Here is a 14,914-nt window from a genome sequence, read left to right as displayed (position 1 = left end):
AAAAAAGTCTGCCTTATTTCGCGTTTTCAATACAGGTAAGACAATAAAAAGAGGCATTGCGGAAGCTGTAGTCGATAAAAATAAAAAAGACAAGCGCACGGGTGCTGTTATCAATGAATTTTCATATTAGCTATCGGCCGGCGGGTGGAATAGCGCGTGTGCTTTTTTTTGGTCCGGTGGGGTATAAGGACAAAATAGAAGCCATTGCACTACTGGTGGAAAAGTATCGCCACCGAAAACCCCTACGTGTACTACTCGACCTGCGTTATGCGCGCAGCAAAACCACACTGGAGGAACACCAGAAATTTATTCACTTTATTGCTGAGAACCCTGTACTGCGACGGGCATTTATCGCGGTGTTACATCCGCGAGGGCGCTGGACCTGTCCGCTGCCCAGCCATGGCTCCTGCCTGTGCAGGCTCAGTTCTAGGGAGTTCGTTGTGGAGGCCGAGGCAGAGGCCTGGCTAGCCCAGATAAAGGTCGTACCTCAGCCTCTTGCTCTCTAGGGGAGGAGTTAGGCCTGCTGGTTGCGCGCCTGTTGGGCTTCAGCCTGGCGGCGGCGCTCCTCCCTCTTTTGCTCGCGGCGGGAGACGGTTTGCGCGCGGGCGTCCTGGCCAATGTGTACTTCACCGCGCTGTTTGGCTAGCTGAATTTGCTTTTCGCGCTCGCGGAAACGGGCTCGGTCGGCTTCAGGCACCTTGTCGTGGCAGTGCGGGCAGCTTACACCCTGCTCGAACAGGGGAGATTGCTGGTCTTCCTCAGTGATGGGCATGCGGCATGCATTGCATTGATCATATTTGCCGCGTTCCAGGTTGTGGTTGACTGTCACCCGCTCATCGAAAACAAAGCACTCGCCTTCCCACAGGGATTCTTCTGCTGGGACTTCTTCCAGGTATTTCAAAATACCGCCGTGGAGGTGATATACCTCTTCAAAGCCCTGCTCTTTCATATAGGCTGTGGACTTCTCGCAGCGGATACCGCCGGTGCAGAACATGGCGACCTTCTTGTGCTTGGCCGGGTCCATATTCTCTTTTACGTACTGCGGGAACTCGCGGAAAGTCTCAGTTTCCGGGTTGATGGAATTCTTGAAAGTACCGACCTGGAATTCATAGTCATTGCGGGTGTCCACGACAACAACCTCTGGGTCGCTGATCAGGGCATTCCAGTCTTTGGGTTTGACATAGGTGCCGACGGTGCGCAGTGGATCAATGCCCTCTACACCCATGGTGACAATTTCTTTCTTTAGCTTCACTTTGCTGCGCAGGAAGGGCATTGCCTGGGTGATGGACTCTTTGTAGTCCAGGTTGGCGAGGCGCTCGTCTGACTTCAAATGGGCTAATACCGCGTCGATACCTTCGCGGGAGCCGGCTACAGTGCCATTGATGCCCTCTTGGGCCAACAGCAGGGTGCCGCGAACACTGTTTTCTTGCATCACCTCCAGCAGTGGGGCGCGAAGCGTTTCAAAGTTCTCAAGGGTAACGAACTTATACAGTGCACAGACAACAAAATGGTTCATGGTACTTCCTCAGTTGCGGGCCGGATCGCAAATCCGGAGCAGAAAAAATCGCCGCGCATTTTATCGCAAAAAAAGGAGCTTGTCGTACAGTAAGCAGGCGGTCCGCACCTGCAAGAAAAGGGATTTGTAGTTGACCGTCGGGCCGCAAGTTGTCAAAGTTCTGGCCGAAATTTCAAGGTCACAGCGAGGCGAATCCCATGGGCGAAGAGTTTGCACCGAAAGAATCGGAGTTGAGCCAGATCTATCGGGAGGGCGAGGTTTCCGTCCAGATCGATATTTATGAAGATGGTGAGGGCGGCTGGCTGCTTGAAATCGTCGATGAACACAACAACTCAACCGTTTGGGAAGACGCGTTTGAGACTGAGCGGGAAGCGCTGGATGAAGCGCTCGATGCTCTTAAAGAGGAGGGGATCGCTACCTTTGTTGGGCCAGTTCAGGAAGCCGATGGCAGCTGGTAAGCCCTCTTCAGAATGAATCGGCTGACTGGCAATTCCCAGCGGGAGTTGTGGCAAAAGTCGGCTGACATTTGTTCAAACTGCTAAGGTTAATGTGAGAAGGGAATCGCGACTGTGTAACAGCACACCCAATCACAGTGCCGCCGCGAGACAATGGTGGAATCCAGGTCTCCGGCGGTACTACCTAACCTGCGGTTACCCTCCCCATGAACCTGCGCTACCTTATTCTGCTGGTGACTGTATTAAGTCCACTGGTATCCGCAGAGAGCATCCGCCTTTCCAATCGACAGCTGCTCACCACTGACCTGAAAGAAGCCCGACTTATCTCCGAATTGAGTGGCTATGCCATTGTTGCCGGGCGCCATTGTCTCGATTGCGACGAGAACCTGGCAATTTATATACAGAGAGTTGGCCGCGCCGATATGGGGATAAACCCAGAGAAAATTGGTATTGAGGCTGATCGCTATACCTATCCCGGCCGCTATCTAGATTACATGACTAAGAAACTGGTGGAAAAAACCCGCATGTTTTATGGGCTCTGTCACGAGGGGCAGCCGTCGCTTTTATGGCTAACGGAATACAGGGAGGGTGAGCGCTGGGTAAAATCAGAATACTTAATATTAATTGGCGAGGATGGATTAAAACATCGCTATACCGAGAACCAGCAGCCGAGCCTGTTTTATATCGGAAATTCAAATTGTATAGAGCTAGAAGGGTTTTTAATGGAGATGGAACCCTGATTGCTTTTTTCTGGATTAGATATAATTTCTTTTAACAATAAAAAAACCCCGCTGGAGGGCGGGGTCACAAGCTCTGTTGAAATTAGGTCTAATTACTTTACGGGTTCAAAAACAATCTTCAGTTTTTTCTTGCCCCAGGCGCGGGCTTTCTTAATGTCTTTCTCCATCCAAACATCGATTCGGTTAGTAAAACGCTTGTTCATACGGTCGCGCACGGTATAGGTGCCAGGCAGACCTTCAATTTTAACTTTGGCGCCGTTAGTCAGACCGTGTTTTTCCAGGTCACGGGATACGGCGATAATTTTGTCACCGGGGCGCAGGCGGTTGTTCCAAGCTGCTACCCAGGGATCACTGTCAGTTTGTCCGGGTACAGAGTTGTAAGCAGTTGCGTCAACAATCATGGTTTTCTTAAGTGCTGCTGAGGCATTAACGCTTACACCGATAGCGAGCAAGGCAGCAATAAAAAAGGCAGTATTTCGCAGAGTCTGTTTCATCATGTCCCATTACCTCCAGGTCATAAATGGTCACAAGCCAAGGGCTGCTTGTGAAATTTCCAAGTTTGTTTGGAAATCGTTGATCAATATTTAATCAACGCTGGCTATATTACCGGCGATTCCTGAGGTATCAACTTTTTCCTGCAAAGCGAGAAAAAGCCGTATGAATTGGCGGGTTATTTACAGAAAATAAAAAAATGGCTTAATTTTCAGATATAAAGAGCAATAAAATTGCAATGTATATATTTTGTACAGAAGGAAATGGCCGGGTAGAACCCAGCTCCTTGGTAAATGGTTTCAAAAGAGAAAAATTGCGTGACAGCGATGTCATTCTAAAGAGTCGTGCTAGGAGTGGTGGAGGGCATTGCTTAGCATGACTGGAACAGTAAAAAATTCCTCATAAATTATTTGTGACTTATTCTCCATATATTGCTGATATGACAAAAAACAGCAGGTTTTAGCGGAAAAACCGGTGCGTCACATTAAAAAGTGCAGGGAATCCCCAGTACTTACAGCGCGGTTTCGGGGTTTTCCAGTATCGGTTCCACCTGGCTGCGCAATGCGGATAAGTAGTCACTGTCTTCCTGGAGGTCCGGCAGCTTGTGCTGCATGTCCAGCTTCACCGTTTTTTCCAACCAGATGATGGCTTCCTCCAGGTTTCCCTGCCACTCACAGACTTGCCCCAGGTTGAAATAGGTGATGGCAAGGTTCTGCCATTCCGCCTGTTCGCGCAGGCCTTGGATTGCACTCTTATATAGAAGGTAAGCAGAGCGTAAAAGATGAGCTCGCTGAGTGTGCTCCTTCTCCGTTGCTGCTTGCTGATGGTAAGTGTGTGCCATGGCTGACCGCACTCTCGCGGTGGACTGCGGTAGCACCGCGCCCTCATCCAGGTAATTGAGGACCGATTCGAACTGTGCGCGGGCAAGGGGGTAGAGGTCAGGTCGCGCTTGGGCGCTAAATGCATTGAGCACAATACCGTAGCGGTAGCGCAGGGCCTGCTGTTGATCCGGATAGTCGGACAGCGAGGAGATGGCCTTTTCGTAAAGTGGCAGTGCGTCGGCGTAGTTGCCCGTGCGGGCGTAGGTTTCAGCCTCAGTAACCAATGCCAGGGAGTGTTGGGCCTGGGATAGATGGTGCCCTAATTGTTGTTTCCCGGAGTTTGAGCTTATGGATATTGCTGCTAGCAATACGGCGATGCCAAGCAGTGCATAAAACAGCATGAGCAGGTTTGAGAGATGTTTGTGCATAGGCACTTCCCGCAGGCTACTTTGGGTGGACGGTAAGAGACCCGGAGATATGGGCCTCTTACGTCAGTAAATGCCTATTTATCCAGTTGTGCCAGTAGCCCCTGTAGCGGATGGCGCAAGGATACGCCTGCAAAGCGACTGGCCTGGCAACGACAGGAATAGCCGGTGGCCAACTGGTTTTCGCCACTGTTCAATCGGGGCGCCCAGGATTGCTGGAAAATGACTCGTGAGGTCTCTTTGTGATCTGCTTCGTGGCCATAGGTACCGGCCATACCGCAGCAGCCGAGGCTCTCGGTAGCGAGTTCCAGGCCCAGGGCAGTGAAAACATTTTGCCAGTCTTTCACCGAGGCGGTGGCATTGGTTTGTTCACTGCAATGGGGCAGAAGCTGGAAGTTGGCGGGCGCTATGCGGTGGCGCTGTTGTTCCAGGTGCTCCCGCTGGGAAGCCAGCCATTCCTGTAACAAGTGGACCTTGGGTGCCTCATCGCCCATCAGCTTTTTATACTCGGAGCGATAAGTCAGGGTCATTGAGGGGTCGATGCCCACAAGGGGAATACCGCTGGCGGCGAGGTCGTTAAGCATCTGGCTGTTTAATTCAGCGACCCTCTGGAACTGGCGCAGGAAACCGTGGACATGCAGGGGTTTACCGTTGGCGCGGTAGGGCGCCAGCATGGGGACAAAATCGAGCTGCTTTAGCAAGCGCACAATGTCGGCAACCACTTGGGCATCAAAATAACTGGTAAAAGCATCCTGCACTATCACCACTGCGCGACTGCGCTGTGCCGGGCCCAAGGACTCCAGGCAGGCGGCACTGGCGACAGGCACACCCAGCTCCGCCATAGTCGCTTTCAAGGTTTTTTCCGATAACAGTGGGCTGTCCACCATGCCGAACAGGCGCTCCATCAGGAAGGAAACTGGCTTGAGTTTTAGTGGCCAGTTGTATAACTGAGGTAGCTTGGCCAGGTGTGGCATCAGGAATTCCAGCCCACCGACGGCGTAATCTTTTAGCGGACGCAAATAGCGGCTGTAGTAGAGTTCGAGGAATTTGCTGCGAAACTCCGGCACATCCACTTTTATCGGGCACTGCCCTACACAGGATTTACACGCCAGACAGCCTTGCATCGCCTCGTTAACTTCGTGATTGAAATCGTACTCGCCACGGGTTTTTGCCAGGGAATTGATAATGCGCTTGGGGAGTCCGACAAAAAAGGAGCGTTCCCGCAGGCGCTGGGCACTGGAGACCGCATCAACATTTTTTTCGCTGAGCAATCGCAGCCATTCGCGCATTAAAGAGGCGCGCCCTTTGGGAGAGTGAATACGGTTGCGAGTGGCCTTGTAGGAAGGGCACATGGCATCGTCGGGGTTCCAGTTAAAGCAAGCGCCATTACCGTTGCAGTGCACACCTTCCTCATAGCCCTCCCAGACCTGGGCGGGAATTTGTCTGTCCCGCTCGCCTCGGGTGGATACCTCGTCAATTTTCAGCAGCTGGCTGTCATCACTGGGGGTAGCTATTTTCCCTGGATTGAGTTGGTTGCGAGGATCGAAGGCGGCTTTGATTTTTTGCAGCTCTGGGTAGAGCTCGCCAAAAAATTCCGGTGCATACTCTGATCTGACACCTTTCCCATGCTCCCCCCACAAAAGGCCTTTATATTTCTGTGTGAGGGCGACCACCTGATCGGTAATCGGACGAATTTGTGCGGCTTGCTGGGGGTCTTTCATATCAATTGCCGGACGCACGTGCAGCACGCCCGCATCGACATGGCCAAACATACCGTAGTCGAGATTGGCTTCGTCCAGTACCGCGCGGAACTCAGCGATAAAATCCGCCAGGTTTTCCGGTGGTACTGCCGTGTCCTCGACAAAGGGAATTGGGCGTTTTTCTCCCTGGGCATTTCCCAGTAAGCCCACGGCCCGTTTGCGCATGGCCCAGATTCGATTGACCTCGGCGTGGCCTCGGGCAATGGAATAACCGAAACTTTTACCTGCTTGGCCAATAGCTTCATCAATATGAGCAGTAAATTGGGTCAGTGCCTGCTCCAATTCCTCTTCACTATCGGCGGCGTACTCGACTAAATTAATGCCCTTGACTGGGCGATCGTCTGTTGGGAAAAATTCACTGACGCTGTGCCAGACAATATCTTCCATCGCCAGCTGCAACACTTTGCTGTCCACTGTCTCGATAGACATGGGACCGGCCAGCATCAGGTCTTTGGCGTCGCGTAGCGCCTCTTGAAAATGGTCGTACTTTAAATTGACCAGAGCGATACATTTGGGGATTGGCAACAGGTTGAGTTTTGCCTCGGCGATAAAACCCAGGGTTCCCTCTGAGCCACAGAGAACACTATTGAGGTTAAAGCCTTTATCGTCGCGAATATGAGCCAGGTCGTAGCCGGTGAGGCAGCGGTTGAGTTTGGGAAACTTTGCTGTGATTAATTCTGCTTTTGTACGCGCGATAGAATCACAGACTTGGTGAACCTGTGCAGAGCGTTTATCCCCGACACTAACTTGTGCCAGCTCCTCATCGTCGATCGGGGCCGAGTGCCAAATCTCACCGCCCAATAATACAGTGTGTAACTCCAGCACGTGATCGCGGGTTTTGCCGTAGACACATGAACCCTGGCCCGAGGCATCGGTATTGATCATGCCGCCAATGGTGGCCCGGTTACTGGTGGAAAGCTCCGGAGCAAAAAAGAGGCCGTGGGGTTTGAGTGCTGCATTCAGTTGATCTTTGACCACACCGGCCTGTACCCGGACCCAGCGCTTCTCAACATTGATTTCGAGAATCTGGTTCATATGGCGGGAGATATCCACAACCAGTCCATCGGTCAGGGACTGGCCGTTTGTACCGGTACCACCGCCACGGGGGGATAGCACTACCGAGTGAAACTCCTCCCTGTCAGCCAGCTCGGCGAGCAGCTGCAAGTCGCGATTGTCGCGGGGATAGACAACAGCCTGAGGGAGGACCTGGTATATCGAATTATCGGTAGCCAGAACCGTGCGGCTGGCATAACTGGGGGTGGTATCGCCACGGAAACCTGCGTCCTTCAGTTCCTGCAAGAACTGCAAATAGAGCGCCTGAACCTCGTCGACTTCGCGCAATGCTGGAATCATGAGCTAATCCGTACTTTCCGGGAGGTATGGGCCGCATCGCAGACCGGGGACTGGCGATAAGAGTGCGCGCAGCGCTAAAACTCGGAATGAACGCGGCTTTGCATTGTAGCTTTGGTTTGTATTTGCGCAAGCCACGGTTACCTTGCAAGAGACTTCCAAAAACTTATACAAGAGCAGAACTTGTATAAGTTTTAGTGACAGGCTATAAAAAAGGTAGGCCATTACCTGCACACTTTGTGACTATGAATATTCAATTCCTGCCGCATAAGATTCCCGTTGGTATCAGCCGCTGTGCCGTGGGTGATCCCGTTCGATATAACGGTAGCCATAAGCACAGCAAAGTCTGCACTCAGCTGCTGGGTAATTGCTTTGATCTGCAAGCTTACTGCCCGGAAGTGGCAATAGGCTTGGGAGTGCCCCGCCCGCCAATTCACCTGATTGTCAGTGATCGCCTGCGCGCAGTTGGGCGCGATGACACCAATATCGATGTGACAGAGGATCTTGAGGCTTACGCAGATGAGATAAGCCCGGAGGTTGAGCAGTTGCGCGGTTTTATCCTGATGCAAAAGTCTCCCAGCTGCGGTGTGCGTACTACCCCCCATTACAAAGAAGATGGTCGCGGTGTACTGGCGCATTCGGCAGGTCTATTTGCTGCGCGTGTGAGAGAGAATTTCCCCCACCTCCCTATGGAGGAAGTAGGGCGACTGAATGCCAGCGACATTCGCGAAAACTTTTTAACCCGAGTATTTGCTTACGATGCCTGGCATCGCTATGTATCGCCGGATCCTCGACCCGCTAAAGTTATTGAGTTTTACACCGCTTATAAGTACCTCTTGTTAGCCCATAGCCAGCCTCTGACCCGTACCTTGGGTCAGTTTGTTTCCAACTCTCGTGCGGTGACCCCTGAAGAGTTCGCTTATGAAATTCGTGGGCGGATTATGGATATTCTCTCCCAACATGCATCGCGCAAGGATCGAACCAATGCACTGATGCACAGCCAGGGGCATTTAAAGGGCTATTTAAGCCGGGAAGAGCGGGCTGAGCTGGCCCAGCTTGTCGAGGAGTACCGGCAAGGGCATAAACCGATTTCGGCGGTGCTTACTATGCTCCGTCATTACTTGCCGAGAAGCCCACACCACTTTATCCACAGCCAGGTCTTGCTCGCTGCCGAGCCGGCTGAATTAGGTTTATGTGAATTTCGATAATGAGTGTCATGTCCGACCCAGAAGTTGTTGAAAAAAACTATTTTCCGATTCGAGAGATAGCCCGAAGGACCGGGGTGCACCCTGTGACCTTGCGGGCCTGGGAGCGCCGCTATGGTTTACTAAAACCCATGCGCACCAGCAAAGGGCATCGCCTTTATAGTGAAGAGGAAGTCGAGCAGATCGAAAAGGTCCTGCAATGCCTCGCCAGGGGCGTTTCCATTGGTCAAGTGCGAAACTTGTTAGCGCGAGAGCAGGACAAATTGGGGTTGCCAGCGACTACAGGCGATGGAAAAAACAATTGGCAGGCGATGCTGGATGAAACCTCCAGTCTTCTCAGAGACTTTGCAGAACCCCAGCTGCGCCGCCGTCTCGATCAGTGGTTTTCCTCATTCCCTGCCGCTTTGCTGTTGGAGCACTGGCTGAAACCTTTGCATGTGCGGCTTGAGCGATTTCGCCTACCTGAAGCCCATGGAGCGCAGATATTTTTCTGGCCTCTGTTAAAGGAACAGCTACTTCTGGCTAATGGTATGGCCAGGAAAAACCTGGACAAAGACAAGTCCCAGGCGAAGCCCCGTGTTCTTTTACTGGAAATTGGCGTTCAGGGCCAACAGGCATTTATACAGATGTTTATTGCGGTACTCCTTGCTGCGGGAATAGAGGTCATTACCCTGACTTATCCTGCGGGATTATTGGAGCTTGGAAGTACAGTCAAAAAACTGGGTGCTCAGGGAGTGCTTTGCTATAGCCACAAGGCTCTGCCGAAAAATATTCTTGAACGTGAGTTACCAAGTGCTGTTCAGGGGATGACTGATCCTCTGTGGCTTGCGGGTGATTTTATTGAGGTGCAGCGCTTGGCTTTGGCTGATTTAAACCAACTCCCTTTAACAAGAGTACTTGCCGGAAATACAGAGAGCGCAGTTACACAATTGCGGGAGTCTTTTAAGCTATGAGTCGCCCAGTGACTTTGCCGCGTGGCCTGGTATGGCTACGCAGTGACTTACGCCTCAATGATAATTCAGCACTTTACCAAGCCAGTGTGCAATGTCAGGAGGTGGCTGCTGTATTTATTGCCTGTCCGGATACCTGGCAGAGCCAGGATGAAGGCAATCCATTGGTGACTTTTCGTATTGCCTGTTTGCGTGAATTACGAGATGGATTAGAGGAGCGCAATATACCGCTGTACTTCGTTGAAGTTCCTACTTTTGCTCAGGTTCCAGGGGTTCTTCAGCAAATAGTTGGGCGCCTGGATGTCAATGCTCTCTATGCGAATGCTGAATATCCACTCAATGAGCTACGTCGTGATAATGCAGTAAAAGATTTACTGACAAATGAGGGGGTTCAGGTTCAATTCTACAGTGACCGCACCCTGCTTCCACCGGGAGCAGTAAGAACCGGCGGAGGGAAACCCTACAAGGTGTTTACCCCCTTCAAGCGTGCACTGATTCAATTGTGTGCCGATAGTGAAGTAAAAACCTTGCCTAAGCCTCGGAAAATTTCTACCCGGGAAAATGGAGCACATTGGCCAAAGTGGCTTTCTTTATCTGAAGGGCAGAAATTAAGCCAAAAGATTCCAACGCAACTGTCGACATACTCGATAGATAAGATCGACGATGCAGGCCTGATTAAAGGTTGGCAAGTAGGAGAAAAGGCGGCACTGAAACGGCTCAAGAAGTTCGGTGGAAAAATATCTGCTTATCAGGCAGAGAGAGACTTTCCAGCACTTGATAGTACCTCCTGCTTATCCCCCTACCTAAATAGTGGTGCTGTTTCGATTCGCCAATGTATAGCAATGGCGTTGGATATGAATGAGGGGCGTTGGCTGGGTGGAGATGATGGGGCGGCCTGTTGGATTAGCGAATTAATCTGGCGGGAGTTTTATACCCATTTGTTGGTGGACTTTCCCCGTCTGAGTAAAGGGAGGCCATTCAAGCAGGAAACTGACCAAATCCCCTGGTCCTACAATAAGGATCAGTTTGAGCGTTGGACTTTGGGGGAGACTGGGGTTCCGATAGTTGATGCAGCGATGCGACAGTTAAATGAGACTGCCTGGATGCATAATCGATTGCGTATGATAGTAGCTTCATTTCTCAGTAAAAATATGCTGATAGATTGGCGCTGGGGTGAGCGCTACTTTATGCAGCGCTTAATTGATGCAGACTTTGCTTCCAACAATGGGGGCTGGCAGTGGACTGCCTCCACGGGTACTGATGCTGCACCCTATTTTCGTGTATTTAATCCTTATAGTCAGTCGCAACGTTTTGATCCCAATGGAGATTTTATCCGCAAGTTTATACCTGAGCTAAAGGAGCTGAGCGACAAATCCATACACGATCCACCGCCGACTCAAGGCTATCCTCAAGTGATTTGCGATGTGGGGGCTGGACGGAAGCGAGCGATTGAAGTTTTTGCCAATTTGAAGTGAATTTGAGTGCGACAATGCGATTTAGAACGCTTCATCCTCAGTATGAGCCACGATAGATAGCTCGCCATTTAAATCGAGTTCCACAGAGAAAACGATAGGTCTACAGCAAACTTGGCAGTCCTCGGTGTACTGTTGAGGCAAAACTGATGAATCAACCAGTATTTTTATGGTTTCACCGCAATAAGGGCAGTAAATACTTCTCTCCACTATTACCTCTGGCACAGGATAACTCCGTTTGGTGATTATCAGATTCCCTTTTTCAGTCAATGCGAATTAATAGCATAACTATACTTCAACCTTTAGTCAGTCCCCTCTAATTGCAGAGTTACTCAGAAACTCCTTAAAATAGGAAGTGGTAGCCATGAAAATTGCTATGGCGCTGTTGGTTGTCGTATTTATTTCCTTTTCATCTGAAATGTATGCAAGCTCGCGCAGTGAAGTATCTTATCTTATAAAAAGTTTTTACCGCACACTTAATAGTTCATCTCCGCCAAGTAGTTTAAAGAAGTACTTTGCTCAATCCCCTTTATTTTTTATCGGTGAGCAGCCGGGGTTGTCCAATCATCCAGATTTAATTCCCGTAATTATCAGTCAGCTGCGTAAAACTATGGACCTTGAGAAATATCCATTTTCCGGATTATATATAGAGAAGATTTATATTTCAGAGGATGGCTCAGCAACATCGCTTGTTGTTTTTCAGCGATCCAAATCAAAAGAAAGGAGTAGGAAAGCTGCCTGTAATATCTTGTCGATAGGAAAACTGAAAGGTGGCTGGAGGATTATGGGGTGGACACTGATTTCGACTTCGGATGAGCGGGTCTGTACTTGGGCCTAAGTAAGTCTGTGTAAGGTTATGAATTCTAAAATGTGTTAACAAGGGTGAATATAAAAAGTAGAGGCTTGTGACTAGTATCGCTAACACTGATGAGGGGGGTTGTTGGGATGTCCCCTTTTTTCGATTATAGTGGCGCAATTATAAGTATAGATAGAAGGAATGCCGAGTTTAGCTAGGCATGAGTCGTCATTATGGGGTACTTTCTTGAGTTTGGATTTTTGGGGCTTTTCGTATCAGCATTCCTGGCAGCGACCATTCTGCCGCTAAGCTCAGAAATTGTAATGACTGGTCTGTTGCTCCAGGGCCTCTCCCCTTGGGCCCTGATAATAGTCGCCACTACTGGGAATGTAGCGGGCTCTCTTCTCAATTATGCATTAGGCTACTGGGCCAGCTTGGGCGTGATCAAGAAATGGTTGGGAATGTCTGAAGAGGAATTTGTAAAGGCTGAACAGAGATTTAAAAAATATGGGGTATTCTCCCTGTTTTTTTCCTGGGTGCCTATTATTGGTGATCCCCTTACTGTAATGGCTGGTATTCTAAGAATTCGTTTGGTTTGGTTTTTGTTATTGGTTGCCACGGGTAAATGTCTACGCTATCTGGTGGTTTACTATATGGTCTTGCAAGCATCTTGATGCGGATATTAAGTTAATAAAAGATCTTGGTTTGATATTTTTGAGAGGATTTGAAGTTTGATTTAGGCGGTCATCTTTTTAAACTTGAAAAAATTCTTTGGGATCTGGTTTGGGTAAGCTTCATGTTTTTATGTGGTATTTCTATCGTTATGTAATGTAATTACCACAACATCCCTTAAAGCCTCCCCGGGAAAAAGAGGAGTGATGGGGCTTACGTAGTGTTTGAGCGACCTGTCGTTCAAAACCAAAGCTTTTCCAGGGGTTAGTGTGCCATGAAATATAATTTCATTTTCATCCAAGTTGCTGATGAATGATTCCCCTCCATTGACATTATTTCTATTAATACAATTAATCGCTACATAGTCAAACCCATCTTGGTGAAAACCCTCAGGGGTGGGGTAAGCGTTGAATTCATCTGTAGCGCGAACTCTTATCTGGTGGCACCCGACCTGATATTTTTTTGCCGGTATATATTGTTGGGAAATTAAGTGTCTTACAATATTTTGTGAGAATATTCTAGCGATTGCTCCTAATGAGGGGTAGTGACGCTCTATATCCCCAAGGTACGTGTTAATTGTTTTACTCTGTATGAAGATGGTATTGTTGCTCCACTCAATTGAATTGCCACTATAGAGTCCTGAACTATATGTTCGGTAGCGATATGGATTTTGGGATTTTAGATATTCATCTGGAGGGAGGTGGGCAAAGCTGTCCGCAAGTTCTTCAGGAATGTACTTTAGGATTTGAGTAAATTGAAACATCCAATTCGCCCTGCTACACGAATAAGATAAGGGGATGATATTAGGTTAATGTGAGTGAAAGATTTTTACAATTATTAAGGGCTGTTTTTTTATTTATGGGATGTTGAATTGATCTGGGAAGGGTGGCTAATAACTAGGACCCCTTCCTGAAGTAGTAGTCTGAAAAGTTATTGAAAGGGGTTAAGGTATTTTAAAGGCTATCGAAATCCTGCAGTTTTTGTTGAATTTCTTTTAAGTGTTCCGGATGTGCAGTAGAAATTTTGGCCGCTTGTAAGGCGAGCCTATAGGCTGTTGGAAATGCTTTCTCCCGAGATGTCTCGATATCTGGTTTTACACCAGTCCCCTCCCAGTTAGTTTTGGTAATCGGATTAACTGCCTTGGCGATAGGGATTGCTATTTTAAAGCCATTCCCAAGGGGGAAGTACTGCCAGGGATTTGCCCCACCTTTGGTAGCCTCTCCAATAATGGTTGCACGGTCCAGGTGCTTTAAATAGTACGCAAAGGCCTCTGCTGCTGAGAAGGTATCGCTACTGGTTAATATATATACCGGGGTGTCTGCTACCTTTTTACCCTGAACCTTTTCCTGACTCCATATCTCTGTAACATTGCCCGCGGGCTTCCAGTGGATGCTATTGAGGTGGGTGGGTTTATCAAAAAGATAACCGCTGATAAGGCCGCCCATAAAGCCATTACCACCACCATTCTTTCTCAGGTCAAAAATAATAGCGCTAGCATCTTGGATTAATGCCATAGCTGCAGCCACTCGACCTTGGGACTCCTCGTTAACATGGTCAAACCCCCAGAAATCAATATAGCTGATGTTACCCTCTAAAACTTCGACTCGGGTAAATCCAGAATTTTTTCTACTGAGCTTACTAAACCAATCCTCGTGTTTCGGCTGCTGTTGGGGAGATTCTGGATCATCCCAGATTACGCCAAAGTGTTTATCATGCTTTGTTAAGGCGGATTTAATAATTCCAGCCACTGACTCTGTGTCAGTGGCTTGTCTGAATGCCTCTGACTCTGCAACTTTATTTAATGAAGAGTGAATAGCTTCCAGGTTTTCTTGCAGGACATAGTTGGAGGCAATCTTTTTCTCGATAGAATTAATAAGCTCCAACTTCCTTTCCTGAGAAATTTCAGTGCCGATTGCCGTAAGTGAACAGGAGAGCAAAAGTAAGGTTAGTAATTGTTTCATCTTATCCATGATTAAAATTTACTTATTGGTTTTTAGGTGTTAACGATAATACGCAATCAAGCCGTAATAGATAGTTTCGGAAGATCAAAGCTGGTTAACACTAAGTATATCCAGAGGCGCTAAGGGGCCAGTTTCGCACCTATACCGGGATTGGAGTTTGCCCTCCATCTTTGAAGATTAAAGTTAATCTAAATACAGCGAAAACTTGAGGGAGATTGCTGCGAGTCAGGTGAAAGGGGCATGGGGAGCGGACGGGACGTCAAAAAAGAATATCGTAATGAAGCTTTGTACATAGCCCT

15 protein-coding genes are annotated in these 14,914 nt (G+C 48.9%); 8 read left to right on the top strand and 7 right to left on the bottom strand.

The features are described from left to right. Window positions 1–113 precede the first annotated feature (113 nt). On the top strand, window positions 114–506 hold the full coding sequence (locus ACJJI5_RS20485; RefSeq protein ID WP_282934259.1) for a hypothetical protein: 393 nt from the start codon (window positions 114–116) through the stop codon (window positions 504–506). Window positions 507–514: 8 nt separating this feature from the next. Here the strand turns inward: ACJJI5_RS20485 and trhO are convergent, their stop codons facing one another. Continuing rightward, entirely contained in the window at window positions 515–1,516 is a 1,002-nt protein-coding gene (gene trhO, locus ACJJI5_RS20480) for an oxygen-dependent tRNA uridine(34) hydroxylase TrhO (protein ID WP_444906411.1), read from the bottom strand. Window positions 1,517–1,665: 149 nt separating this feature from the next. On the opposite strand from trhO, the gene ACJJI5_RS20475 reads away from it, so the two are divergent. Beyond that, window positions 1,666–1,974 (top strand): hypothetical protein, encoded by a 309-nt coding sequence (locus ACJJI5_RS20475; protein ID WP_238152121.1) that lies wholly within the window; start codon window positions 1,666–1,668, stop codon window positions 1,972–1,974. Window positions 1,975–2,177: 203 nt separating this feature from the next. After that, window positions 2,178–2,711 (top strand): hypothetical protein, encoded by a 534-nt coding sequence (locus tag ACJJI5_RS20470; protein ID WP_282934257.1) that lies wholly within the window; start codon window positions 2,178–2,180, stop codon window positions 2,709–2,711. A gap of 92 nt (window positions 2,712–2,803) precedes the next feature. Here ACJJI5_RS20470 and ACJJI5_RS20465 read toward each other — a convergent pair whose 3' ends face one another. The 3 genes from ACJJI5_RS20465 to ydiJ form a co-directional block, all read right to left on the bottom strand. Then, the gene (locus ACJJI5_RS20465; protein ID WP_238152122.1) at window positions 2,804–3,208 is read right to left on the bottom strand and encodes a 3D domain-containing protein; all 405 of its coding nucleotides are present in this window, start codon (window positions 3,206–3,208) and stop codon (window positions 2,804–2,806) included. A 506-nt stretch (window positions 3,209–3,714) separates the two neighbouring features. Next, the gene (locus tag ACJJI5_RS20460) at window positions 3,715–4,452 is read right to left on the bottom strand and encodes a tetratricopeptide repeat protein (protein ID WP_282934256.1); all 738 of its coding nucleotides are present in this window, start codon (window positions 4,450–4,452) and stop codon (window positions 3,715–3,717) included. Window positions 4,453–4,526: 74 nt separating this feature from the next. Continuing rightward, on the bottom strand, window positions 4,527–7,562 hold the full coding sequence (ydiJ, locus tag ACJJI5_RS20455) for a D-2-hydroxyglutarate dehydrogenase YdiJ (RefSeq protein ID WP_445355067.1): 3,036 nt from the start codon (window positions 7,560–7,562) through the stop codon (window positions 4,527–4,529). A 242-nt stretch (window positions 7,563–7,804) separates the two neighbouring features. Between ydiJ and ACJJI5_RS20450 the strand changes: the two genes are divergently transcribed. From ACJJI5_RS20450 to ACJJI5_RS20440, 3 genes are read left to right on the top strand one after another with little or no spacing between them, the layout of a single operon-like run. Further along, window positions 7,805–8,767, top strand: coding sequence for a YbgA family protein (locus ACJJI5_RS20450; protein ID WP_445355066.1), 963 nt, complete (start codon window positions 7,805–7,807; stop codon window positions 8,765–8,767). A gap of 8 nt (window positions 8,768–8,775) precedes the next feature. After that, entirely contained in the window at window positions 8,776–9,717 is a 942-nt protein-coding gene (locus ACJJI5_RS20445; protein ID WP_445355065.1) for a MerR family transcriptional regulator, read from the top strand. After that, window positions 9,714–11,189, top strand: coding sequence for a cryptochrome/photolyase family protein (locus ACJJI5_RS20440; RefSeq protein WP_445355064.1), 1,476 nt, complete (start codon window positions 9,714–9,716; stop codon window positions 11,187–11,189). Before ACJJI5_RS20445 ends, ACJJI5_RS20440 begins: the two co-directional genes overlap by 4 nt. 21 nt (window positions 11,190–11,210) lie before the next feature. Here the strand turns inward: ACJJI5_RS20440 and ACJJI5_RS20435 are convergent, their stop codons facing one another. Further along, window positions 11,211–11,411: a CPXCG motif-containing cysteine-rich protein gene (locus ACJJI5_RS20435; RefSeq protein ID WP_445355063.1), complete on the bottom strand. Its 201-nt coding sequence runs from the start codon at window positions 11,409–11,411 to the stop codon at window positions 11,211–11,213. Window positions 11,412–11,550: 139 nt separating this feature from the next. Here ACJJI5_RS20435 and ACJJI5_RS20430 point away from each other — a divergent pair, with 139 nt between their 5' ends. Together ACJJI5_RS20430 and ACJJI5_RS20425 are read left to right on the top strand one after the other, a co-directional pair. Next, window positions 11,551–12,024 (top strand): hypothetical protein, encoded by a 474-nt coding sequence (locus ACJJI5_RS20430; RefSeq protein ID WP_445355062.1) that lies wholly within the window; start codon window positions 11,551–11,553, stop codon window positions 12,022–12,024. Window positions 12,025–12,215: 191 nt separating this feature from the next. After that, the gene (locus ACJJI5_RS20425; RefSeq protein WP_445355061.1) at window positions 12,216–12,656 is read left to right on the top strand and encodes a YqaA family protein; all 441 of its coding nucleotides are present in this window, start codon (window positions 12,216–12,218) and stop codon (window positions 12,654–12,656) included. A gap of 128 nt (window positions 12,657–12,784) precedes the next feature. On the opposite strand, the gene ACJJI5_RS20420 is transcribed toward ACJJI5_RS20425, so the two are convergent. Together ACJJI5_RS20420 and ACJJI5_RS20415 are read right to left on the bottom strand one after the other, a co-directional pair. Continuing rightward, entirely contained in the window at window positions 12,785–13,417 is a 633-nt protein-coding gene (locus ACJJI5_RS20420; RefSeq protein WP_444926689.1) for a 2OG-Fe dioxygenase family protein, read from the bottom strand. 190 nt (window positions 13,418–13,607) lie between these two features. Next, entirely contained in the window at window positions 13,608–14,624 is a 1,017-nt protein-coding gene (locus ACJJI5_RS20415) for a S41 family peptidase (protein WP_445355060.1), read from the bottom strand. Window positions 14,625–14,914: the final 290 nt, after the last annotated feature.

The sequence above is a fragment of the Microbulbifer maximicatervae (SeqCode) genome (assembly GCF_052467955.1).
Note: the sequence above shows the minus strand (reverse complement) of the source record. Positions and strands in the feature narration are given on the sequence as shown.

Bases quoted from the DNA above. Each gene is read 5' to 3' on its own strand.
- ACJJI5_RS20450 (WP_445355066.1), top strand. From the start codon at position 7,805: ATGAATATTCAATTCCTGCCGCATAAGATTCCCGTTGGTATCAGCCGC.
- ACJJI5_RS20420 (WP_444926689.1), bottom strand. From the start codon at position 13,417: ATGTTTCAATTTACTCAAATCCTAAAGTACATTCCTGAAGAACTTGCG.
- ACJJI5_RS20460 (WP_282934256.1), bottom strand. From the start codon at position 4,452: ATGCACAAACATCTCTCAAACCTGCTCATGCTGTTTTATGCACTGCTT.
- ACJJI5_RS20440 (WP_445355064.1), top strand. From the start codon at position 9,714: ATGAGTCGCCCAGTGACTTTGCCGCGTGGCCTGGTATGGCTACGCAGT.
- ACJJI5_RS20445 (WP_445355065.1), top strand. From the start codon at position 8,776: ATGTCCGACCCAGAAGTTGTTGAAAAAAACTATTTTCCGATTCGAGAG.
- ydiJ (WP_445355067.1), bottom strand. From the start codon at position 7,562: ATGATTCCAGCATTGCGCGAAGTCGACGAGGTTCAGGCGCTCTATTTG.
- trhO (WP_444906411.1), bottom strand. From the start codon at position 1,516: ATGAACCATTTTGTTGTCTGTGCACTGTATAAGTTCGTTACCCTTGAG.
- ACJJI5_RS20415 (WP_445355060.1), bottom strand. From the start codon at position 14,624: ATGGATAAGATGAAACAATTACTAACCTTACTTTTGCTCTCCTGTTCA.
- ACJJI5_RS20470 (WP_282934257.1), top strand. From the start codon at position 2,178: ATGAACCTGCGCTACCTTATTCTGCTGGTGACTGTATTAAGTCCACTG.
- ACJJI5_RS20430 (WP_445355062.1), top strand. From the start codon at position 11,551: ATGAAAATTGCTATGGCGCTGTTGGTTGTCGTATTTATTTCCTTTTCA.
- ACJJI5_RS20485 (WP_282934259.1), top strand. From the start codon at position 114: ATGAATTTTCATATTAGCTATCGGCCGGCGGGTGGAATAGCGCGTGTG.
- ACJJI5_RS20425 (WP_445355061.1), top strand. From the start codon at position 12,216: ATGGGGTACTTTCTTGAGTTTGGATTTTTGGGGCTTTTCGTATCAGCA.
- ACJJI5_RS20465 (WP_238152122.1), bottom strand. From the start codon at position 3,208: ATGATGAAACAGACTCTGCGAAATACTGCCTTTTTTATTGCTGCCTTG.